This window comes from Streptomyces albofaciens JCM 4342, assembly GCF_008634025.1.
In the GTDB taxonomy this organism is placed as follows: domain Bacteria; phylum Actinomycetota; class Actinomycetes; order Streptomycetales; family Streptomycetaceae; genus Streptomyces; species Streptomyces albofaciens.
This window is the reverse complement of the sequence record NZ_PDCM01000001.1, coordinates 4,626,920-4,648,056: the sequence shown is the minus strand read 5'-3', so window position 1 is coordinate 4,648,056 and position 21,137 is coordinate 4,626,920. Positions and strand designations below refer to the sequence as shown.

The following is a 21,137-nucleotide window of genomic DNA, read 5'->3' as shown; positions in this document are numbered from 1 at the left end:
GGCCGTCACGAAATGTCCGCCACAGCCGCTTCAGACAGGGATGGTGCCGCCCGGCGAACTGCCGGGGCGTGTGTCGACGTCGGTCCCGGCCTGGTCCGCCTGCCCGTATACGCCCTCAGCTCCCGGCAGAACGACCCGTATGACCAGGCCGCCGCCCTCGCGCGGCTGGGCGGTGACGGTGCCGTCGTGAGTTCGTACCGCCGCGCGCACGATGGTCAGGCCCAGGCCGACGCCCTTGTCGCTGCCGGTGCGCTCCGTGCGCAGGCGGCGGAAGGGCTCGAAGAGGTTCTCCACCTCGTACGCCGGGACCGCCGGACCGGTGTTGGAGACGACCAGCACCGCACAGCCCTGCTGCGGCTCCGTGGTCACCTCCACCCAGCCCGCCCGTCGCCCACCACCGCCCTCCACCGGAAGCGCTTCGCGCTGCCCCTCTTCTGGGATGTTGTAGCGCACCGCGTTCTGTACGAGGTTGAGCGCGATGCGTTCCAGCAGGACGCCGTTGCCCTGGACGAATGCCTGCCGGCGTACGCCGCGGATCTCCACGCCCTTGGCCTGGGCCTCGGCGCGGGCCTGGTCGAGCGCCTGGGAGGCGACCTCGGCCAGGTCGACCGGCTTCTTGTCCACGATCTTGTTCTCGCTGCGGGCGAGCAGCAGCAGGCCCTCGACCAACTGCTCGCTGCGCTCGTTGGTGGCCAGCAGCGTCTTGCCCAGCTGCGCCAGCTCCGGCGAGGCGTCCGGATCGGCGAGCTGGACCTCCAGCAGCGTGCGGTTGATCGCCAGCGGGGTGCGCAGCTCGTGCGAGGCGTTGGCGACGAAGCGGCGCTGGGACTCGAACGCCCGGTCCAGGCGGTCGAGCATCTCGTCGAAGGTGTCGGCCAGCTCCTTGAGCTCGTCGTCCGGGCCGCCCAGCTCGATACGGCGGTGCAGGTCCGAGCCCGCCACCCGCTGCGCGGTACGGGTGATCCGGCCCAGCGGCGACAGGACGCGGCCGGCCATCGCGTACCCGAAGGCGAACGCGACGACGGTCAGGCCCAGCAGCGCCAGCAGGGAACGGTTCAGAAAGGTTTGCAGGACCGCGGCACGCTGATTGCGGAGGCACTTGTCGATCGCCGCGTTGAGGTCGTCCACCGTGCCGACCGACGGCAGGTCGTGGCAATTGGCTTTCCCGAGGGTGATGTCGGTGCCGAATACCTGGATTTCCAGGGTGCCTTCTTTGAGGGTATTGGCCGCGAACAGATAGATGATCGCGAGGAGCACCACCCCGGCCATCAGGAACATGCCGCCGTACAGCAGCGTGAGGCGGATCCGGATGGTCGGCCGGAACCATCTCAGCGGGCCCCCGTCCGGGGTGACGTCGAGGTGGATGCCGGGTTTCGCGTGTGCCGTCGCGGGCAGCGGTGGTTCGGAAGAGCCAGCCATGGCGGTCAGCCTCGGTGGCCCGGCGAAGCGGGTATGGCGGCCGGCGCCGAGGCGGTGAGAATACGCACTGCCGATCCTTCCTCGGGTGCCGCGGCGTGCGCGGCACAGCAGGTGTTGAGTTTCGCCCATCCTGCATGGAGACGTCGTAAGTCGGCGGTAAGGAATTGGCGACAGGGGTGGGGCGATGAGCTTCCCCGGGGAGAGTGGAGGAAGGGGTGGGAGGCCGGGAGCGGAGCGTGGAGTGATGCGGGTTGAGGCTGTGGCGGATTTTGGGTGGTTGAGTAGGCAGTGATACTCAGGAGCGCCCGTTGAGCGGCGATGCGAGCCGGCGATTCCGGGCATCGCTGCGGGGGTGAGACAGGCAGGAACAGGAAGTGGTACGGACGCGGGGCGGAGCGGCCGCCGGTGGCGGGTGATGAAGAGCACCCGGATGGCTCGCGACGTGGGTGGGGGCGGCCGGAACCGCCGGGACGTCCGGTGGGATTGTCCCGGCCGTTCCGGCCGGCAGTATCACCGCTCGTCCACCTGGCTCTGCAGCACGTCGCAGGTGTACTGCAACTCGTCCATCAGCCGGGTGGCCTCCACCACGAGCACCCCGTACGGGTAGGCCGGATCGGTCAGCGGCAGTCCGTCCCGGTCGGCCCGGTCCGTCACCCGGCGGCAGCACCGCTGTGCCTCGTCGGCGAGTTGGCGCAGGTCGCCGGCCTGGTCGGCCAGCGTGTCCTCGTTCACCTCCCCCAGGATCCGGGCAATCCGGGAGACGGATTCGAGGAAGTCGGCATAGCCGCGCAGAAAGCGACGGTCGTTCTCGCTGCCGTCCTGGCGCCACTGGTCGAGGCTGCGGGTGAGCGAGGCCAGCTGGTACATGGTCCGTTTCAGCGCCTCCAGTACCGCGCCGTAACCCTCGAAGCCCGTGCGGCGGTCCCGATGGCGGCCCAGGCGGCTGCGCGGGTTGAAGTAGAGGCTTTCGCGCGCGGTTCGCAGCCCGTTCTCGGCCTGGGTGATCAGCCCCCCGGTCTGCTCGGCGCGGCCGCGCCAGTGGCTGATGCGCTCCTTTTCCAGCTCCCCCTGCCGCATGGCCGGGTACATGTCGCTGACCAGGTCGCACAGTGCGCGGGCGAGGGTGTGGATGCCGTGTTCGGCGCTGCGGTAGCGCAGCGGCGGGACGAGGGTGACGTTGACGATGACGCCGACGCCGCATCCGATGAGGACCAGCAGGATGATCTGCGCGAGGTGGGTGATCTTGCCGAGGCCGGCCGGGGCGGTGACGTACGTGGAGAAGGCGAAGAACGCCGCCGTCGCCACCTGCGAGCCCTGTGAACCGAGGGCGGGCCACCGGCCGATGGTGAGGGCGACCACCGCCACCAGCGCGAAGGTGAGCAGGTCGGGGCCGGCCAGGTACCCCAGGGCCGCCTGCACGGCGACCCCGGTCGCCACGGCACCCACGTACCGCAGCGACTGGAGCAGCGACTGGTACACCGTCACCTGCATGATCAGTACCGCGGAGAACGGCGCGAACGCCGGTGACTCGGCTTCCAGCAGGTTGTACGAGAAGAACCAGGCGATGGTCGCGGCCAGCGTGCTCTTCCCGATCAGCAGCAGCGTATGGCGTTCGTGGCCCGCCGATCCCCAGGCCCGGCTCCACCACTGCCGCGCACGGGCGGTCCGCCCCTGCGCCGCCGGCTCCTCCCGGTTCCCGGACTTGGTCTCGGTCCTGGTCCTGGTCCTGGTCCTGGTACGAGTCCCCTCCGTGGACGCCTCTTCCGCGCGAGCCGCCTCGCCATCGGCGCTCGCCCCACGCCGCTCCGTCCCGCGCCGCTCCGTCCGGCGGTTCCGCTTGTGGGTCTCGGTCTCCTGCTTCCGCGCCTGACCGGCCATGCACGCTCCGTTCCTCATCCGGTCCGCTTCCGGCGGCGGGCCGTACGTTTTCACTCGGTACCCCGTCGGTGCGGCCACGTCCCAGGTCTCATCGATGACACGACCGGTGACACGGTCGGTGACACGGTCGGTGACGCGACCGATGGCACGGTCGGTGACGCGGTCGACGGCGCCATTCCTGTCGGCATGGACGACGCCATCGACGACGCCGTCCACGGCACACCGAACCGAACCGGAGCGGCCCAGACCGAACCGAACCGGAGCGGCCCAGACCGGACCGAACCGGACCGAACCGGACCGGCCCGGACCGGCCCGCTCCGACAGGTTCCGCTTCCGGCTCAGGCCGCCTTGCGGTACTTCCCCGCCGGGGCCCGGGTCGCCTCCGCGCGGACCCGGGCCAGGGCCCGGTTGAGCAGCCGGGACACGTGCATCTGTGAGACGCCCAGCTCGGCGGCGATGGCGCTCTGCGTCATGTCCTGGAAGAACCGCAGGTAGAGGATGCGGCGGTCGCGCTCGGGCAGCCGGGCGAGGACCGGCTTGACCGACTCACGGTCCTCGACGAGCGCGAAGGCGTCTTCGAGTGCTCCGATGACGTGCAAGAGGGTGTGCTGCTCCTCGCCACCGCCGTCACCGTGGTCGAGGGCCGCGTCCAAGGACAGGGACCGGTAGGTCTCCAGCGCCCGCAGCCCCAGGGTGACCTCGTGCTCGGACAGCTGGGTGTACGCGGCGATCTGCTCCGTACCGGGTGTGCGCCCGTCCAGGGTGGTGCTCAGTTCCTTGACCGCGATGCGGACCTTGTTGCGCAGGTCCTGGATACGGCGCGGGACGTGCACGTGCCATGTGTGGTCGCGGAAGTGCCGTTTGAGCTCGCCGGTGATCGTCGGGACGGCGAACTGCTCGAACGCGTCGGCGCGGTCGGGGTCGAACCGGTCGACGGCCTTGACCAGCCCCAGGGCGGCGACCTGCTTCAGGTCGTCGAGGTGTTCACCCCGCTCCCGCAGCCGGTACGCCAGTCGGTGGGCCATCGGCAGCCACGCGGTGATAATGCGCCGACGTATCTGTTCCTTGACCGGCCCGTCCTCCAGCGTTGCCAGCAGACGGAACTCGTCGCTGGTGTCGACGTCGTTGGCACCGCGCTCGCCGGGGCGCGCGGTTACGGGGGTGGCCATCGTCGGCTCTCCTTTGCCGCTCAGAAAGTCGTGTCCGCAGACAGCCGGGAGGCCGGTCCGGAAAACGGCAGACGGGCCCCTCGGCCAGAAAAAGGGAAGGGTGCCTACGGTTCCGAAGCACTGCCGCTCGTGTGTCCCGCCGGTGGCCCCTTACACCCGGTGAAGCGGCGGTATCACTGTGGTGTGGGTCACGAGGCGGGAGCGGGGTGCGAGAGGAGGGGGAGGGCAGGAGGCGGGGATGGGCCGACGACGGCCCGCAGGGAATATTGCAGCAGGCGGCCCAGTGTCCAGCCGGCCGCCTGCTCACGGTCCAGGGCGAGCGCGCCGGTCAGCAGGTCGAAGCGGCGGCGTACGACGCGGTGGGCCTCGCCCGTCGCCGCTGGGTCGGCCAGGGCCGCCACCGTCGCAGGCACCTGCTCCAGCACGTCGGCGGCGATGTCGCCGAGGCCGCGGAGTTCCTTCGGGCGGGGAAGGCGACGAGGCGCGCCGCAGGAGCCCGGCGAAGACGGACATCGCGGTGCCGTCGCACTCGTCACACTCCACGCACTCGACGTATCCCCGCACTCAAGGGGAGTTCCTTCGGCTCGTGTCGTACGGCGATGGCCCGGCAGCGCACCTGACAGTACGTCAGCCGCCCAGGGCCTCCGTCATGCGGTCGAGGTCGGCGAGGAGGGCGGTCAGGCGCTTCGACGGGATCGCTTCGATCATCTGCCGTTCGATGGCGTAGACGGCCTTCCGGGCGGCGTCGAGACGGTCGCGGCCCTCCTCGGTGAGGTGGGCGGGCAGGGCGCGGCCGTGGTCGGTGGTGCTGGGCCGGGTGACCAGGCCGGCTTCCTGGAGGCCGCGGAGAACGACGTTCATGGACTGGCGCGTGACGAACGCACCGCGGGCGAGTTCGGCGTTGGACAGGCCCGGCCGCTGGTCGAGGAGTTCGAGACAGGCGTACTGCGGCACGGTCAGGCCGTGCTCGCGCAGGGCCTTGTCCATGGCGCCGCGCAGCGCGGCGGCGGAGCGCTTGAGGCGGTATCCCACGTGCTCGGTGACGTCGCGGGCGGGGTGGGGAGGCGCTACGGGACTTCGGTCTTCCATGTCAGCATTTTGACATACGGGCCGACGCGGGCGTACGTTACCGAATGTCAAAGTCCTGACATCGGGCCCGGGTGCCGGGCCCTGCCCGCCGGGCTCCGGCATCGGATCTCGCACCCCGGTTGCTTCGACTTCGCGTACCCCCGTTCCTCCCGCTTCGCGTACCACCACCACTACTCCGGCATCGCGTACCAACCGCTACTCGGGCATCGCGTACCTCCGCTACTCCGGCATCACGTACCACCACACAGGAAGAGAGACCCGTCATGACCCACCCCACCTCCACCTCCCTCGACGGCCCCGACTTCATCGCCCTTCAGGTGCGCGATGTCGAGGCGGCGGCCGCCTTCTGCGAGGAGCGGCTCGGGATGCGCAGGGCGCCCGCTTCGCCGCCCGGTGCCGTGGTGTTCGCCACCGAGCCGATCCCGTTCGCCGTCCGCGAGCCGCTCCCGGGCGTCGACCTCGACGCCGTGGCCCGGCCCGGCCTCGGGGTGGCGCTGTGGTTCCGTACCGCCGACGCGCAGGCGCTGCACGACCGGCTCGCCGCCGACGGAGTGACGATCATCAGCCCGCCGCAGTACAGCCCGTTCGGCCGTACGTTCACCTTCGCCGGACCCGAGGGCTACGCCATCACGGCGCACGGAGGCTGATCCTGAGGGCCGTCGTCACCGCCCCGCAGGGATCCTTGTCGCTCGCGGTGCGCTCGCTCCCCCGCATTCCCGGGCTGCCGGACACCGAGGTCATGCGACTGCATGCCCTGGCCGAGGCCGCCGAGGCCTTCCTCATACGGGGAGACCGGGCGCCCGGACGTCTTGTGGCGCGCCGGCTCACGAGTGGGCCGGCGCGTCACGGCGACCGGCCGCCGCGGCGGCGTACCGGCGGGCGAGTTCCCCGCAGGCCGCGGTGAGTTCCGGTGGGCCGATCACTTCGATGTCGCAGGCGAAGGTGCCGATCAGGGCCGCCAGCCCCGGCCAGGACCACGCGCCGAGGCCGAGCCGGCAGCGGCCGGGGGCTACCTCCTCCACCACGGCGCCGCCGGGCGCCCAGCGGGCGACGAGCGGGGCGGGCGCGTCGAGGATCACCTCTCCGTGGCAGGGCCACTGGCCGGGGACGTCGCCGCGGTCGAACTGGGCGAAGACGAACGCCGTGACGTCGGCACCGGGCAGGTCGCGGGGTGTGAAGCGCTGCCCGGTCGGGGCGTACGGCGTGATGCGGTCGACCCGGAAGGTGCGCCACTCGCCACGCTCCGGGTCCCGGGCGACGAGGTACCAGCGGCCGGACCACATCGCGAGGTGGTGGGGTTCCACCCGTATCGACGGGCTTGAGTCGCCCGCGTACCCGAAGGCCAGCACCTCGTGGTTGCGGACGGCCGTGCCGAGGGCCAGCAGCACCTCGGCGTCGACCGGCGGCGCCGCGAGGTCCCAGGCGTTCTCGATCGATGTGACCCGTACGGCGTCGACCCGCTGCCGCAGGCGCGCCGGCATGACCTGGCGGACGGTGGCCAGGGCCCGGGCGGCCGCTTCTCCGAGCCCGGCCACCGTGGCGGGGGCGGTCTGGAGCGCGACGGCCACGGCGATGGCCTGCTCGTCGTCGAACAGCAGGGGCGGGACCTTCGCTCCGGCGTCCAGGCGGTACGCGCCGCCCGGCCCCTTGGTGACGTGTACGGGGTAGCCCAGTCCCCGCAGCCGGTCGATGTCGCGGCGCACGGTGCGCGGGCTCACCTCCAAGCGCTCCGCGAGTACCGCGCCCGGCCACGCGCGTCCGGTCTGGAACAGGGAGAGCAGGAGGAGAAGGCGCGCGGAGGTTTCTGCCATGGGCCTCATCGTGCCAAGAATGGCGGCCGTTATGTGGCCGCTACTCCTGTGAGGCTGGTCGGCATGACCACTCCTTCCCACAGGAGTGGCGGCACGGCTGCCGCCACTCCGGCACACCCTTCGGCGACTTCGGCCACCCCGGCCCCAGGCCCCGTACCGAGGACAGGGCCCGTCCCGGGGCCCGGCACAGGCACCGTCTCCGGCCGCTCGGCCGTGGTCGCGCTCGCTGTCGTGCTCATCGCCTCGTTCATGGAACTGCTCGACACCACGATCATCACGGTCGCGGCCCCCGCGATCGCCGAGGGACTGGGCGCCGGTGAGGCGACGTTGCAGTGGACCGTCGCCGGCTACACCCTGGCCCTCGGCGCCGGTTTGATCACCGGTGGCCGGATCGGTGACCAGTTCGGCCGGCGGCGCAGCTTTCTGGCCGGGCTGGCCGCTTTCGCGATCGCCTCGGCGGCCTGTGCCCTCGCCCCGAACCCGGCGGTGCTGGTCGCGACCCGCGTGGCCCAGGGTCTGGCGGGCGGCCTGATGGTCCCGCAGGTGTTCGGCATCATCCGGTCGTCCTTCGCGCCGGCCGCGCGGGCGAAGGCGTTCGGCGCGTACGGGGCGGTGCTCGGGCTCGCCTCGGTGGCGGGGCCGCTGGCCGGCGGGCTGCTCGTCGAGGCGGACGTGTTCGGGCTGGGCTGGCGGACGATCTTCTGGGTGAACGTGCCCGTCGCGGCCGTCGGGCTCGCGCTCGGCACGCGGTTCCTGCCCGAGTCCGCCGCGGCCGCGCGCACCCGGCTGGACCTGCCCGGTGCGGCGCTCGCCGCGGCGGGCGCGGTGTGCGTGCTGCTGCCCCTGGTACAGGGGCGCGAATGGGACTGGCCCTGGTGGGGCTACGTGATCCTGTTCCTGTCGGTTCCGCTCACGGCCCTCTTCCTCCGGCGCGGACGCCGTCTGGCCGCCCGCGGCGACCGGCCCGTTCTCGATCCGGGGCTGCTGCGGGTACGGGCCTTCGGCAGCGGGCTGGCCGCCTCCGCGCTGTTCTTCGGCGCTCTCGGCTCGTTCTTCCTGCTGCTGTCCCTCTACCTCCAGTCCGGCACCGGCCGCTCGGCCCTGGAGACCGGCCTGATCATCCTTCCGTACGCGGTCGGCTCGACCCTCACCTCCGGTATCGGCGTCCAACTCGCCGCCCGCGCCGGCCGTCTGCTGCTCGTCACGGGTTCGCTGGTGCTCGCCGTCTCGCAGTTCCTCCTGCTGCTCGTCGTACGGGACGGGACCGCGCCCTCGTACGGGGCGCTGGCGCTGCCGCTGTTCGTGGGCGGCCTGGGGCTGGGGCTGACCTCGCCCTCCCTGGTCAATGTCGTCCTCGCCGGGGTGCCCGCGCGGGACGCCGGCGCCGCGGGCGGGGTGCTCACCACGGTGGGTCAGATCGGGAGCGCGGTCGGGGTCGCCGTGCTGGGCGTCCGGTTCTTCGCCGAACTCGACACGTCGGCCTCGGCGGGAACCGCCCCGCTCACGGCGTACGGCGACGCGTTCGCCTCGGTGCTCCCCTGGCAGATGGCGTTCTATGTCGCGGCGGCAGCGCTCATGCTGCTGCTTCCGAAGCACACGGACGCGCTCGGCGGTGGCCGGGCCACGACCGCCGTAGGTGTACCGGAAAAGTGAAGCCCGACGACTGACCGGAGAAGTGAAGCCCGACGGCTGAAGCGGCCGGGCAACGCGCCCCGGATCCCGGAGCCCGGGCCCTGAATCGCCCCGGACCCCTGATCCCGGGCCCTGGATCGCCCCGTGTCCCGGACTCCGGATCGGAGTCCGGGACACGGGGCGCCGGGCTCCGGGCTCGGGGCTCCGGCCGCGGCGACAGGGTCCGACCAGCGGCTTCGAAGGGTGGGGGCGTCAGACAGGGCGCGCTCCGATGGTGTCTGCGCCCCCTGGGAGCCACCCACGCTCCGGTACAAGCACCGTGCGCCGGTGTCGCGCGTCCATGGCCTTCGCGTAACCGTTCCCAGGGGGTTTTGTGATGTTTTTGTAGGCACACTCTCTCGTTGGGGAAGTCGCGGACTTCGGAGGCGCGGGGGAGGGCATCATGAGTTGCAGCCGATGTGGCGCCGAGGTCATCCAAGGGCCCGACGGCAGGTGGTCATGCAATTGCGGAGCGTCCGGATGACGGAAAAGCACAAGGTCCCAGCGGAGGAGAGCACGGGCGGCGTGGGTGAACCACGCCCGCCGTACTTCACCTCCGCCACATGCCCCGAGTGCCAGAGCGCCAACGACGGCCTCAACGGCCGTTTCGCGTGCGGCGCGTGCGGCACTACGTACGCCTTGGAGCCACCGGTCCTCTGACGCGCCGCAGAGCGCGCCGGAGTCCCCGTGCACGCCGCCCCCCGGCGCGCACCGCACTCCCCCACTCCCCCGCACGGCGTGCCGGGACCGCCCCGTCACCCTTCCGCCCGCTCCTGCGTGATGCTCCAGGCGTACTGCAGCCAGTCGGAGAGCGTGACGGCGCTCAGGCCGGTGGCGGCGAGCCGGGTGGCGCGTGGAGCCACCGCGTAACCGCAGACCAATGAGGTGCCGACCCAGGCGGCCAGGCAGAAGGGGCAGGCGAGCAGTTCGCCGACGGCCAGCCGCAGGCCGTGGCCGCGGGGCTCGTCCATGACCTCGCTGGCGCTGATGGCCTCCTTACGCCGGGTGAAGGGCGCCCGGACGAGGGCGGTGATCTTGTCCTTCGCGAGCAGCCGCGACGCCTTGTACGTCGCGGCGCTCAGGAGCAGCAGGTCCCACGGCGGGATGCGGGAGGGCAGCGTGCGTCCGGACTTCCGGAAGCCCAGCGCGAACAGGGCCGTGGCTCCGGCGTAGCTCCCCGCCAGCACGGCGTAGCCCCGCAAGGGAATCCCCTCCCCGGGCGCGTACGCCGCACCCGCGTGGCCCGACCCGCACCGCCGGTGGCCGTCGTCCGTTGCCGAGCCGGCGCGGTCCGCCGTTCCACCGGGTTCGCCCTCTTGCGGGAGCGGATTGAATGCCATGTTTTCTCTGCTTCCTACGACGACGTCACGTTGCAGGAAGGACCGGTACCCCCGCCGCCGCCGAGTGCACGCCCGGGAACCGATATGCGGCCGAACGCGTCGCCGAAAGAGGGACGTACGGCGCAGGGCGGCGCCACTCCGCAGACGCCCCGACCGCTTCCGCGCCGGCCTGGAGGCCTGCCTGCGTCATGCGTACGGCGGTACCGGGATCCCCCTCCGCCCGGTGCGGTGACTCCGCCCGGTGCAGTGGCTGCGCCCGGCGCCCGCACCACCGCGCCATGCTTCGCCGACGGTGGGGCGACGGCGTCGGGCCGGGCGTACTGTCGGCGCCATGCACGCTCCGCGCCGTCTCGCCCCCGCGTTCGCCTTGTTCGTGCTGGCCCCGTTCGTCGGGGAGTTCCTGCTCGGCAACCTCACCCTCGCCGAGCTGCCCCTGGGACTCGTGCTGGCGCCGATGTACGGCTGCGGCGCCCTGCTCGTACGGGAGGTGGGCCGGCGCAGTGGTGGCGGGTGGCCGACCATGGTGCTGCTGGCGGCGGCGTACGCGCTGATCGAGGAAGGGCCGGTCGACCAGCTGCTGTGGAACGACTCGTACGCGGGGGCCGACCTGCTGCACGGCCCCTCCTACATCCCGGCGCTGGGGATGAGCGTTGAGCTGACGCAAACGGTACTGGCGCTGCACACGGTGTGGAGCGTGTGCGTACCGATCGCGCTGGTCGAGACGCTGACCCGGTCGCGGCGCGGCGAACCGTGGCTGGGCCGGGTGGGGCTCGCGGTGGTGGCCGTCGTGTTCGTGGCGGGCGGGGTGCTGGTCTTTCTGGGGAATTACGGCGAGGAGCGTTTCGTCGCCTCGCCCTGGCAGCTCGCCGGTGTCTGTCTGGCCGTCGTCCTGCTGGTTGCCGCGGCCTTCGCCGTACGGGCGCGGCGGCTGCCACCGCTGCCGGGTCGGGCGCCCGCTCCGTGGCGGGCGGGCCTGGCGGCACTGGTCGTGACGAGTGCGTATTGGGGGCCGGCCAATCTGATCACCGACGACCGGTACGAGTGGGTCGGGGTGGGCGTGTGGTGTGCGGGGACGGTGCTGGGGGTGTGGTGGGTGAGCCGCTGGTCGCGCCGGGAGGGCTGGGGCGTCCGCCACCGGTTCACGCTCGCCGCCGGTGCCCTCCTTACGTACGTGTGGGTGTCGTTCCCCGTCCGGCCGGAGTCCGGCGGCTCCGTCCGCGCGGACCTGGTGGGCAACGCCGTATGCGGGACGCTCGCCTGTCTGCTGCTGGTCTGGTGCGCCCGGCGAACACGCGTACGCCCGCAGGAAAGGAACTTACATTCGCATACGTCGGTGGAGGCGTAACCCGGACGTGGCGGAGAACCCGGAAAGTCCAGGCGATCGCGTGCACAGCTTTCCGGGAAAGGTGTCTGACCATGTCCTCGTCCGCCGCGGGTTCCCGCTATCACCTGCTCGCCCTCACGGGGCACGCGCCGACCGCCGCCACCCGCCTGGCCAGAGCCGTCCGGCTCGGGGCGACGGCCCCGGTGGTCCTGGTGGACGTGACCGCGGCCGACGACCTGGACGTCGAGGCGCTGGGCACCCTGGCGCGCCTGTCGATGGTGCTGCGCGCGACCGGCGGCGGGGTGGTGCTGGTCGGCGCCGACGCCGCGGCACGCCAGCTGGCCGCCCGTACCGGCACCGCCTGGCTGCTGCCCGCCCACCAGGACGTCGAGGCGGCGGTGGCCGGCCTGCCCGCGTGCGGCCGTCCGTGGGCGATGACCGAACTCGCTTCGGACAACGGCGGTTTATCCCGTACGGCGGAGGGTGGCTGAGGGGCGGCGTGCGCGGCGGGGCGGGCCCCGGCGACGGCACCGGCCGGAGCCGACGGCCGGGCGGCCCCGCGCCCCGGTGACGGGCGCGGGTGAGACGAGATTGAGCGCTCCGGTGGCGTGCTGCTCCGTGATCAGCGGTAGACCGTCGCTTCCTTGGCGGTCTGCTTGATGCCGTCGGCACCGTTGAACAAACGCTGTCCCCATGCGGTCAGCGACTTGGCGTCGAAGTGGTTGCTGAGGTCGAGGTGGCTGTCCTCGCCGCTGTTGCCGCTCCAGGACCAGCCGAGATAGCCGATGCTCGCGGCTTTGGTCCGGGCCATGATGGCGTCCTCGTCCGTGTCCCCACTCGGGTGGTAGTAACCGAACTCGCCTACGACAAAGGGCAGCTTGGCCCGGGTGAAGGTGTCGAGGTAATTCCTGACCTTGTCGGCGGAGTTGTAGACCCCGTACATGTGGACGGAGAAGACGGTGTTGCGGTCCGGGTCGGCGTCGAAGACCGAACGGGCCTGGCGCTGCATGGTTCCCGACCAGTCCTGGCCCCAGTTGGGTCCGTCGGCCATCAGGGCGTGATGCAGGCCGGCCGCACGCAGCCGGGCGACGGCGGCTTTGGTGTCCGCGGCCCACCGGTCGGTGTTGTTGTTGCCGTAGGGCTCATTGCCGATATTCACGACGACATGGCTTTCCTGACCGCGCAGGGCGCTGCGGACGCCGATCCAGTAGTCGGCGGCGCGGGAGAGGGAAACGGCCCCCGCCTGTTCTCCGTATCCCGTGGTGTCATGGACTTCCAGTACGCAGATCAGCCGGTTCGCCTTGCAACGGGATATGACCGCGCGGACGTCGGCGGTGTCGTTCTTCGTCCAGCGGTCGCCGCTGCTCAGTACGACGCGGACGCTGTTGGCCCCGAGACGTTTGATGTCGGACAGGGCCCGGGCGGTCCGGTCCGGGTGCCAGGCGTGGGAGTGGTTGACACCGCGGAAGACGAAGTCGGCGCCGTTCCTCTCGACGAGCCGGCCGTTCTTCACGTGCAGGCCGGTGGCGGCGTTCGCGTGAGCTTCGGTGTTCGTGGCGGCGTACGGAGTCGGGGACGGGGCCAGGAGCAGGATGCTCACCGTCGCGGCGAGCGTGGACAGACGGGTTTGCACGGCAACGCTTCCCTCATGTCGGTGGGTGGTGGTGAGAGGCATTCGATCCGACCCACTGGGGAGCGGCCGCCGGATTCCGCCAAGTCCGGACGGCGCGGCAACCTTTTCCGTGGTCGGTGGCCGGACGGCGGATACGCTGAGCCGGCGATGCGGAGGGCAGGTCTCTCGCGGTCAGGTCAACCGGCGCCGAAACGGGCACCGGCTCTCTTTCCGGCCGAATGCCGGGGCGCCGAGTGGGCGCGATATCAGGGGTGCGGAAACGGGCCGGCTTTCGCAAAGCCGCCCAAGCGGACCAGCGCGGCATCGTCGCGGTCGGGCGGTCGGGCGGTCGGGGCGAGCAGCAGGGGGCGGGGGCGCGGGTCCCTTCCTCGCCCGCGAAACCGATGGTGGTCCGCCGGGTGCCGTCGAGTCCGGGGCCGAGCGGCTGCCGCCCGGTGCGCATAAGCGCGAGCGCATGTGGGCACGCCCCTCCCGGCCCCCGCGGATCACGCCGGGACCCTTCGGTCGTGCGGTCGGCCGGCCGCCGCGGTCTCGGCTTCGAGCACCAGGTCGTGCTCGCGCGTCAGCCGAGGACGGAACAGGAGTCCGCCGTCGGGTCCCGCGTATCCGGCCGCCGGGAACTGGCGGAGGTGCCGGTGGTCCACGAGGTCGCCCGTCACCATGCCCAGCCGGATCTCCGGCCCGCCGCCGTACGCGCTCAGCAACAGTTCCCAGACCGCTTCCCTCCCGGGATGGTGCCCGGCGACCGGGGAGAGGGGAACGTCGACGGTGAAATGGCCGTCCTGGTCCACCTGGCAGGAGGTTTCGACGACCCGCTCGGGCGCGCCGCGCAGCCGGGCCCGGAACCGGTAGTGGTGAGCGCGTGCTCTCCAGCCGAGGAGCTGCCCCGTCAGCCGGAGCGCCTCGTCCTCGACGTCGCAGGTCACGACCTCCGCGTGGGCGGGTCTGTGCCAGGCGCGCAGCGCGAGCGTCCCGCTCGGCGTCGGGTACGGGAGCCAGGTCTTGACGCCCTCGCGCCACCAGGAGAGCCGTTGCGCCGGTTCCAGGAGGTGCGCGGTTTCGATCAGTCCCGCCCGGGCGGGACGTGAAGTGCTGCCGCCGCACCGGGCCAGCAGTACGTCCCAGTCGCCCTCGGCGAGTTCGCACACGCGCTTGTCGAGGGTGAGGTGCAGATGCCGGGCGCCGTCTGCCGTATCGCGTTCGACCGGGAGCTGGACGGGCTCGGCACGCTCGGGGTCGCGCGGCCGCAGGGCGAGGTTCCAGGCTCCCGGCCCGAGGTGCCGTGCGGGCAGCGTGAAGACGAGTGAGCCGTCCGCCGTCACCCGGCAGGCCACGGTGGGCAACGACGGGGTGGGCTGCGTGCGGCCGGGGCGTCGGACGAGCAGCCGTACCCGACGCCGCCACCGCGCGCCGTCACCGGCGTTCCGGGAGGAGCGGTTCCCGGCCGCGGCGAGTGCGGGAGCCTGGTCGGTGAACAGTGCCTCGTACTGTGCGGCGATGCGCTCGGGCCGGAAGCGCTCGGCGGTGCGCCGGGCTGTCCCGGCCATCCGCCGGCGTGCGGCTTCGTTCTCGATCAGATGGCGGAGCGCTTCGGCCAGCGTGTCCTGGCGGGGACCGTGGTCCGGGACGAGGAACCCGTTCTCGCCGGGCACGATGATGTCGCGGGAGGCCTGGCCGCTGTCGGTGCTCACCACTGGCAGCCCCCGGCTCATGGCGTCCACGAGGGACATGCCGGACGGTTCGGCGCCACTGCCGGACACCACGGCGACGGCGCCCTTGGCCCACTCCGCGTCCGTGGGGACGGATGTCCCCATGACCAGGACGTGGTCGTGCAGGCCGAGTTCCGCGACGCGGCGTCGCAGCCGCTGTTGTTGGCCGCCGGGGCCGTGAATGCGCAGGCTCCATTCGGGGTGCGCTTTCGCGACCTTGGCGAAGGCCTCCAGAAGCCGGTCGTAGCGCTCCGTCGGTAGCGGCCGGCCGGCCGCCAAAACGATTTTCGAGTTGCCGGTGGAGGGTTCGGCACCGGGTTCGGGAGAGCACACCGGGATGCTGGTCAGACGCACCGGAGCGTGGGGCAACGCGGCGCGGTGCGCGCGTGCGGCGGCCCGGGAGAAGGACACGTAGGCGTCGAGACGGGCGATGGCCGCCTCCAGTTCGCGGCGCGGCGGGGCGTTGTGGGACGCGTGGGCCCGGTACTCCTGGCCGATGCGGAGGTGATCGGCGCGGCCGTGTTCGGCGAGGAGACGGACCAGGTGGGGCTGGGTCGCCACGATCACGTCGGCGTCGGTTCCGCGCAGGTGGGCGGCGAGCCGGCCCTCGCCCAGCCTGCTGGGCGGTGTCGGGCCGCTGTAGGCCGTGTCGTACGGGCGCACGGCGCCGGGCGGCCACGGGTCGACGATGGCACCCGCGTGGTGCGGGGAGGCGGGACGCAGGTCGACCAGCGCCCGCACCGTCACCTCTTCGGCCACCGCGAACGGCATCCGGTCGGCGGTCCGGTGGAGGGAGACGATCTCCACCTCGTGGCGTGCGGCGAGGGCGGTGGCGAGGCCGGCCGTGCCCCGGACCGCGACGCCGGCCGCGTAGGCGTCGTGCAGCAGAAAGGTGATCTTCATATTCCGTCGCCCGCTCAGCCGACCAGCCGGGCGCGCAGCGCAACGGCGCGCTCGACCAGGCCGGAGAACAGATCAGGACGCAGGACCAGCAGGATCCCGGCCGCCGCGACGCAGGCGAGGACGGCGGCTTCCCGGCCACCCCAGGTGCGCCCGTGCGGCAGGGGCCGGTCCGTCGCGCGCCGCGTGCGAACGGCTGTGCCGGGAGCGGGCGAGACAGGCGCGTGCCCCTGTGGGCCGTGTCGGTTGTCGTCCATGCGTCCAGGCTGGTCGGCGGAGGGGCCTTCGCGTATCCGGCAGTCATCCGGATCACGTCCGCCGGTCGGCTGGTCCGGGTCCCCCAAGTGGCTGGGCCGCGTCCGCGGTGACGGCGCCGCGCCCGGCCCCGGGGCGCCGGCGTGGGTCCTGCGGGCCCGCCCGGTGCCGGTGGCCCGCGACCGCGACGCTGATGCAGTGACCCACGACCGCGACGCCGATGTCGGCGGCCCGCGACCGCGACGCCGATGGTCGTGTTACGGGAGCGGCCCCAGCCGGTAATCGGCGGAAAGCCACCGGACATGTCACCTTTGTACCGATTTCACCGGTTGAGCGTGGCGTACACGACCCCCCGGTGCGCGTCCGCGCATCCGTCGACGGGCCGGGGTGTTCCCCCCGAACGGCTGGTATCGGCCCGCCGGGTGTCCGGAGTCCTCGGCGGCCGCGCCACCGCGCCTCCTGCGAGACTTACCGTCGACAACGGGCGATCACCGTACAAGAGCCGCGTCCCCGGCGGGCAGCGTACGGGCCGCCCGAAACCGACGCAGGCAGGCGACAGTAAGGCGGACCGGGTGTGATCCGGGTAGTGGTGGTGGACGACGAGGCGCTGGTGCGGTCCGGTTTCGAGTTGATCCTGAACGCGTCCGACGACATCCAGGTCGTGGCGACCGCGCACGGGGCGAGCGCGGCCGAGGTGATCCGGCGCGAGGCCCCGGACGTCGTGCTCCTCGACATCCGGATGCCGGACGTGGACGGCCTGACCGTCCTGCGGGAGGTGCGGGCGCTGCCCGGGCCGCCGCACGTGGCCATGCTGACCACCTTCGACACCGACGAGTACATCCTGACGGCGCTGCGCTCCGGGGCCGCCGGCTTCCTGCTCAAGGACACCGAGCCCGAGCAGCTCGCCCACCTGGTCCGCACGCTGGCCGCGGGCGGAGTGGTGATGTCCCCGAAAGCCTCGCGCGCCCTGCTGCGCAGCCACCCCGGGGCCGGCGCGCCGCAGGACGCGGACGTGGCGCGGGTGGCCCTGCTCAGCGACCGGGAACGCGATGTGCTCGTCCTGGTCGCGGAGGGGCTGTCCAACGCCGACATCGGCACCCGCATCCACCTCAGCGCGGGCACCGTCAAGGACCACGTCAGCTCGATCCTGACCAAGCTCCGGGTGTCCAGCCGCGTCCAGGCGGCACTGCTCGCCGAGCGGGCCGGGCTGCTCGGCGGCAACACGGCACAGGGCAACGGGTGGTGAGCGTGGACCAGCCGCTGTGGCGGCGCGTACCGCCGTGGGCCGTCGACACCTGCCTTGTGGCCTTCGCCGCCCTCGACGCCTGGATCAGTCTCCTCGACGAGGAACACCCCTCCGTGCTGGCCTGCGCCGCCGTCGGCTGCGCCGGACTGTTCCTGCGCAGGCGCTTCCCGCTGACCGTCTTCCTGCTGACGCTGCCCATGACGTTCTTCCTGGACGTCGCGTTCGCACCGATCACCGCCCTTTACACACTGGCCGCGCACACCCGCAGCCGCTCGCTGCTGGCCGGCTGCGCCCTGCTCAACGCGGCGATCAGCGCCCTTGACCAGCCGCTGTCCGACACCTTCTCCGGCGACCACGCCTGGACGCTCGTCCAGGTCGTCTACACGCTGGCCACGGCCTTCGCCCCGGTCCTGTTCGGCCAGCTCGTACAGGCCCGGCACGACATGGCCCGTCAGCTCCAGGAGGTCGAGGAGGCCCGCGAGCACGAACGCGCCCTGTACGCGCAGACCGTGCTCGCCCGCGAGCGGGCCCAGCTGGCCCGCGAGATGCACGACGTCGTCTCGCACCAGGTCAGCCTCATCGCCGTACGGGCCGGAGCGCTGCAGGTCGCCGCCAAGGACACCGACACCCGCGAGGCAGCCCGCACCATCCGCTCCCTGAGCGCGAACACCCTCGACGAACTCCGCCACATGGTCACCCTGCTGCGCGCCTCCGGCGGCAGGACGACCGAACTCACCCCCCAGCCCACCCTGGCCGACCTGCACCACCTGGTCGCCACCAGCGGCATCGAGACGACCCTGACCGGCGATCTCCCGCCCGACATCAGCACCACCGCCCAGCGCACCGTCTACCGCACGGTCCAGGAAGCCCTCACCAACGTCCGCAAACACGCGCCCGGAGCCCGCGCCGAGGTACGTCTGTGGCACGACGCGGCCCGCTTCGGCGTCACCGTCACCAACACGGCACCCACCCGCCCGTCGGTCGCCCTCCCCAGCTCCCGGCAGGGCCTGATCGGCCTGCGGGAACGCGCCGACCTGCTCGACGGCACCTTCACCACCGGCCCGACCCCTCAGGGCGGTTTCCAGGTCGAACTGCAAGCCCCCGTACGGGCCGGCTGAGACCGTACGAGCCGACTGAGACCGTACGGGCCGGCTGCCCCCGTGCGGGCGCCCACCGGCAGCCCGGCAGCGCGCCGCGTGGCGCGCGCAACCACGGTGGGTTCCGCGCGCCACTCGGTCACCGCCGCGTCCGGTGAGGGGACGCGCTCACGGTGATGTCCGAGCTTCCGCTGCTGCGGTAGCCCTCCGTCGCCATGATCATGTAGCGGAAGGTGCCGAGGCGCATGCCGTGGCGCGCCCAGGCGTCGAAGTGGTTGCCGGTGGTGATGGTGCCGCCCGTACGCTTCGTCCGCCGGACGCTCCAGTACTGGTCGAAGGTCTTGTTCGGTCCCTCGATGGAGGGGGCGTTGTGCCGGGTCGTCCGGTAGATGTCGTAGGTGCCGCCGTCGCTGGTCACCGTGCCCTGGAAGGCACCTGTGGGCCGGTAGGTGCCCCAGTTGTCGACGATGTAGTACTCGACGAGGGGATTGGTGCTCCACCCGTAGAGGGCCAGGTAGGCGTTGCCGGAAGGGCGGAAACTGCCGGAATAGGTGACGCTCTTCCTGCCTCCGACCTCCCAGCCCTTGCCCGCGACGAAGTTACCGGTGTTGCGCCACGACGTCCTGTAACTGCCGCCGGACGCCAGGTCCATGGACACCGTCCGGGGACTGTCGGTCCAGAACGAATAGTAGTAACCCTCGTGGATGCCGGTCTTGTTCGACGTGATGATCGGGCCGGCGCCGGCCGTGCCGGGCAACAACAGGGACGCCAAGGCCGCCAGTGCCAGCGCACAGATGCCTTTCGCCAGAAGGCCGAAACGGCGGCTTTCACGTTTTCGGGAGAGGGTGTTCGGCTTCACGCCCGGGGCTCCTCCTCTTCGGTGATGACGCGGAAATGATCTGGGACAGGCCGGGTCAGCAGGGGGAATTGGTCTGGGTGAGCAGCCCCATGCGATAGGGCAGCTGCGCGTACTCGCCGTCGGAGCGCGGGTCACGTCCCTGGTAGACGTATTGCAGATGGCAGGGGTCGATGGTCAAGTTCTGGTCGTTGCCGGAGCGGACCAGCTCACCGTGGCTGATGTCGTCGGTCCAGGCGGGACCGTTGAAGGAGACGTTGGCCCTGCCCGCGAACGGGGCGCCTTCGGTGGACGCGAGCGGGGTCCAGGTCCCGGTCAGACCGGTGGACGTCCAGGAGCGGAAATACCGGCCGCCCGCTCCCATGGCCTCGACCAGCAGCAGGTACCGGTTGGTGCCGGACACCTTGTAGATGTTCGACGCCTCGAAGAGCTTGGGCCGGGAGTCGGACAGCACGATGGTGGTGTCACCGAATCCGTTGGGGAAGTTCGCGAGCGTGGTCCGGGCGCGGTAGAGGTGCCCGTTGTCGTCGCTGAAGAACAGGTGGCAGTTCGCGGTGTCGCAGATGGTCCAGAAGTCGATCCACTGCCCCTTGCCCTTGTTCCGCGTCACCACGTCGGGTTCCGAGGCGATGAGTGGTTCGGGTGCGGACCAGGAGGAGGGGTTGGCGGGGTCGGTCGTCGTGGAATAGGTGGGCGGACCGGTCTGGTAGACCATGTACCAGAGCTTCTGCGGGGCGAAGTAGAAGACCTGGGGCGCGGCCGCGTAACGGGTGCCGATGGCCGAGGAGTCCAGGTAGTGCTGGGTGGCGGAGCCGGCATTCGCCCACTTGTCGAAGCTGAAGTACGCCAGGCTCCACTTCCCGGACGTGTTCGCCGTGGTGGCGTAGACGTGGTACTTCCCCTTGTACCGGATGACCGAGAAGTCCTTGATCGACACGAGCCGGTGCGACGCGTTCGACCGCGGACCCGCCAGCACACCGGTCGACACCCAGGAGAAGGACGAGGGCAGGGAGTTCGCGATGGTGCCGGCCTTCACCAGCTGCCACTGCTGGCCGGGACCGTCCCGGTCGGCCGACTGGTCGATGGCCGCCGCATCGGACGTGGAGGCGCCCGCGACCTGGACGGCCTTTCCGCTGTTCCGGTTGATCAGACGCAGGTACCCGCCTGCGGAGCTCGCCAGGCCGAACCGCTGGCTGGACGCCTTCGTGTCGTCCCACTGCTGTATCCGGGCACCGTCGGCCGTCGACCGGCCGGACACGTCGAGGACCTTGCCGCTGAAGCGGGATCGCAGCCGGTAGGAGCCGTCGCCGGAGTCGACGAAACGCCACTGCTGCCAGGCCCCGTCGTTGCGCCGGTACTGCTGGAGCCCGACTCCGTTGTCGGTGTCCCGGTTGGTGACGTCCAGTGCCTTGCCGCTGTTGCGGTTGACCAGGACGTACCAGGCGCCGGTGTCCACCGAGGCGGCCGATGCCGGTGTCGTGACCAGGGCGACGCACAGTCCGGCGAGCAGCGCCACCACCGCGGTTCCGGCCGTACCTCGTCGCCGGCGCCACAGTGGGCGCCGGCGTGCTGTGTGGCCTGCAGCCATATCCTCTCCCAGCTCTTTCCCCCGAGTTGACGAATATCGGCGAAAGGCATTCGACAGCACCGCCGGCGGTCTGCCGCCGAATTCCGCCAAGTTCGGAATCGCGGCAACCTTTCGGCCGTCGGCGGCCGAACGGCAGGCCGTCTGCCGTCGGG

General features: G+C 71.6%; 16 protein-coding genes and 2 pseudogenes. 6 read left to right on the top strand and 12 right to left on the bottom strand.

All coding sequences use genetic code 11. From position 1 onward, the window contains the following. Positions 1 to 30: 30 nt before the first annotated feature. The 5 genes and pseudogenes from CP973_RS20440 to CP973_RS20420 all read right to left on the bottom strand — a co-directional run bounded on the left by CP973_RS20440 (position 31) and on the right by CP973_RS20420 (position 5,555). On the bottom strand, positions 31 to 1,419 hold the full coding sequence (locus tag CP973_RS20440; RefSeq protein ID WP_244409626.1) for a sensor histidine kinase: 1,389 nt from the start codon (positions 1,417 to 1,419) through the stop codon (positions 31 to 33). A gap of 510 nt (positions 1,420 to 1,929) precedes the next feature. Beyond that, on the bottom strand, positions 1,930 to 3,297 hold the full coding sequence (locus tag CP973_RS20435) for an FUSC family protein (protein ID WP_150242762.1): 1,368 nt from the start codon (positions 3,295 to 3,297) through the stop codon (positions 1,930 to 1,932). Between the two features lie 338 nt (positions 3,298 to 3,635). Further along, a complete protein-coding gene (locus tag CP973_RS20430; RefSeq protein ID WP_150242760.1) occupies positions 3,636 to 4,466 on the bottom strand; it encodes a SigB/SigF/SigG family RNA polymerase sigma factor in 831 nt (276 codons plus the stop codon). A gap of 257 nt (positions 4,467 to 4,723) precedes the next feature. Further along, positions 4,724 to 4,997, bottom strand: a pseudogene (locus CP973_RS20425) (hydroxyurea phosphotransferase); the annotation flags it as partial. 96 nt (positions 4,998 to 5,093) lie between these two features. After that, positions 5,094 to 5,555: a MarR family winged helix-turn-helix transcriptional regulator gene (locus CP973_RS20420; protein WP_150242758.1), complete on the bottom strand. Its 462-nt coding sequence runs from the start codon at positions 5,553 to 5,555 to the stop codon at positions 5,094 to 5,096. A gap of 263 nt (positions 5,556 to 5,818) precedes the next feature. On the opposite strand from CP973_RS20420, the gene CP973_RS20415 reads away from it, so the two are divergent. Then, positions 5,819 to 6,202: a VOC family protein gene (locus tag CP973_RS20415; protein ID WP_150242756.1), complete on the top strand. Its 384-nt coding sequence runs from the start codon at positions 5,819 to 5,821 to the stop codon at positions 6,200 to 6,202. A 177-nt stretch (positions 6,203 to 6,379) separates the two neighbouring features. Here the strand turns inward: CP973_RS20415 and CP973_RS20410 are convergent, their stop codons facing one another. After that, entirely contained in the window at positions 6,380 to 7,366 is a 987-nt protein-coding gene (locus CP973_RS20410; RefSeq protein WP_150242754.1) for a helix-turn-helix transcriptional regulator, read from the bottom strand. Positions 7,367 to 7,579: 213 nt separating this feature from the next. On the opposite strand from CP973_RS20410, the gene CP973_RS20405 reads away from it, so the two are divergent. Next, positions 7,580 to 9,019 carry an MFS transporter gene (locus CP973_RS20405; protein ID WP_150242752.1) on the top strand — a complete coding sequence of 480 codons (1,440 nt, stop codon included), beginning with the start codon at positions 7,580 to 7,582 and terminating at the stop codon, positions 9,017 to 9,019. A gap of 773 nt (positions 9,020 to 9,792) precedes the next feature. Here the strand turns inward: CP973_RS20405 and CP973_RS20400 are convergent. Further along, positions 9,793 to 10,239 (bottom strand): DUF1360 domain-containing protein, encoded by a 447-nt coding sequence (locus CP973_RS20400; RefSeq protein WP_341874831.1) that lies wholly within the window; start codon positions 10,237 to 10,239, stop codon positions 9,793 to 9,795. 469 nt (positions 10,240 to 10,708) lie between these two features. Between CP973_RS20400 and CP973_RS20395 the strand changes: the two genes are divergently transcribed. After that, positions 10,709 to 11,722 (top strand): DUF998 domain-containing protein, encoded by a 1,014-nt coding sequence (locus CP973_RS20395; protein ID WP_150242748.1) that lies wholly within the window; start codon positions 10,709 to 10,711, stop codon positions 11,720 to 11,722. Between the two features lie 71 nt (positions 11,723 to 11,793). Beyond that, positions 11,794 to 12,192 (top strand): STAS domain-containing protein, encoded by a 399-nt coding sequence (locus tag CP973_RS20390; protein ID WP_150242746.1) that lies wholly within the window; start codon positions 11,794 to 11,796, stop codon positions 12,190 to 12,192. A gap of 131 nt (positions 12,193 to 12,323) precedes the next feature. Here CP973_RS20390 and CP973_RS20385 read toward each other — a convergent pair whose 3' ends face one another. The 3 genes from CP973_RS20385 to CP973_RS20375 all read right to left on the bottom strand — a co-directional run bounded on the left by CP973_RS20385 (position 12,324) and on the right by CP973_RS20375 (position 16,200). Further along, positions 12,324 to 13,334: a glycoside hydrolase family 5 protein gene (locus CP973_RS20385; RefSeq protein ID WP_244409625.1), complete on the bottom strand. Its 1,011-nt coding sequence runs from the start codon at positions 13,332 to 13,334 to the stop codon at positions 12,324 to 12,326. Between the two features lie 485 nt (positions 13,335 to 13,819). Further along, positions 13,820 to 15,946 (bottom strand): glycosyltransferase, encoded by a 2,127-nt coding sequence (locus CP973_RS20380; protein WP_150242742.1) that lies wholly within the window; start codon positions 15,944 to 15,946, stop codon positions 13,820 to 13,822. 14 nt (positions 15,947 to 15,960) lie between these two features. Continuing rightward, the gene (locus tag CP973_RS20375; protein ID WP_150242740.1) at positions 15,961 to 16,200 is read right to left on the bottom strand and encodes a hypothetical protein; all 240 of its coding nucleotides are present in this window, start codon (positions 16,198 to 16,200) and stop codon (positions 15,961 to 15,963) included. Positions 16,201 to 16,784: 584 nt separating this feature from the next. Between CP973_RS20375 and CP973_RS20370 the strand changes: the two genes are divergently transcribed. Next, the gene (locus CP973_RS20370; RefSeq protein ID WP_208853263.1) at positions 16,785 to 17,444 is read left to right on the top strand and encodes a response regulator; all 660 of its coding nucleotides are present in this window, start codon (positions 16,785 to 16,787) and stop codon (positions 17,442 to 17,444) included. After that, on the top strand, positions 17,438 to 18,562 hold the full coding sequence (locus CP973_RS20365; protein ID WP_150242736.1) for a sensor histidine kinase: 1,125 nt from the start codon (positions 17,438 to 17,440) through the stop codon (positions 18,560 to 18,562). The genes CP973_RS20370 and CP973_RS20365 overlap by 7 nt, the downstream gene beginning before the upstream one ends. Before the next feature lie 139 nt (positions 18,563 to 18,701). Here CP973_RS20365 and CP973_RS20360 read toward each other — a convergent pair. Then, positions 18,702 to 19,349: pseudogene (locus CP973_RS20360) on the bottom strand (glycoside hydrolase family 11 protein); the annotation flags it as partial. A 106-nt stretch (positions 19,350 to 19,455) separates the two neighbouring features. Beyond that, a complete protein-coding gene (locus tag CP973_RS20355) occupies positions 19,456 to 20,916 on the bottom strand; it encodes a non-reducing end alpha-L-arabinofuranosidase family hydrolase (RefSeq protein ID WP_244409623.1) in 1,461 nt (486 codons plus the stop codon). Positions 20,917 to 21,137 lie beyond the last annotated feature (221 nt).

Coding starts and splice junctions, on each gene's coding strand:
- CP973_RS20440 (WP_244409626.1), bottom strand. CDS start 1,419: ATGGCTGGCTCTTCCGAACCACCGCTGCCCGCGACGGCACACGCGAAA.
- CP973_RS20435 (WP_150242762.1), bottom strand. CDS start 3,297: ATGGCCGGTCAGGCGCGGAAGCAGGAGACCGAGACCCACAAGCGGAAC.
- CP973_RS20430 (WP_150242760.1), bottom strand. CDS start 4,466: ATGGCCACCCCCGTAACCGCGCGCCCCGGCGAGCGCGGTGCCAACGAC.
- CP973_RS20420 (WP_150242758.1), bottom strand. CDS start 5,555: ATGGAAGACCGAAGTCCCGTAGCGCCTCCCCACCCCGCCCGCGACGTC.
- CP973_RS20415 (WP_150242756.1), top strand. CDS start 5,819: ATGACCCACCCCACCTCCACCTCCCTCGACGGCCCCGACTTCATCGCC.
- CP973_RS20410 (WP_150242754.1), bottom strand. CDS start 7,366: ATGGCAGAAACCTCCGCGCGCCTTCTCCTCCTGCTCTCCCTGTTCCAG.
- CP973_RS20395 (WP_150242748.1), top strand. CDS start 10,709: ATGCACGCTCCGCGCCGTCTCGCCCCCGCGTTCGCCTTGTTCGTGCTG.
- CP973_RS20390 (WP_150242746.1), top strand. CDS start 11,794: ATGTCCTCGTCCGCCGCGGGTTCCCGCTATCACCTGCTCGCCCTCACG.
- CP973_RS20380 (WP_150242742.1), bottom strand. CDS start 15,946: ATGAAGATCACCTTTCTGCTGCACGACGCCTACGCGGCCGGCGTCGCG.
- CP973_RS20375 (WP_150242740.1), bottom strand. CDS start 16,200: ATGGACGACAACCGACACGGCCCACAGGGGCACGCGCCTGTCTCGCCC.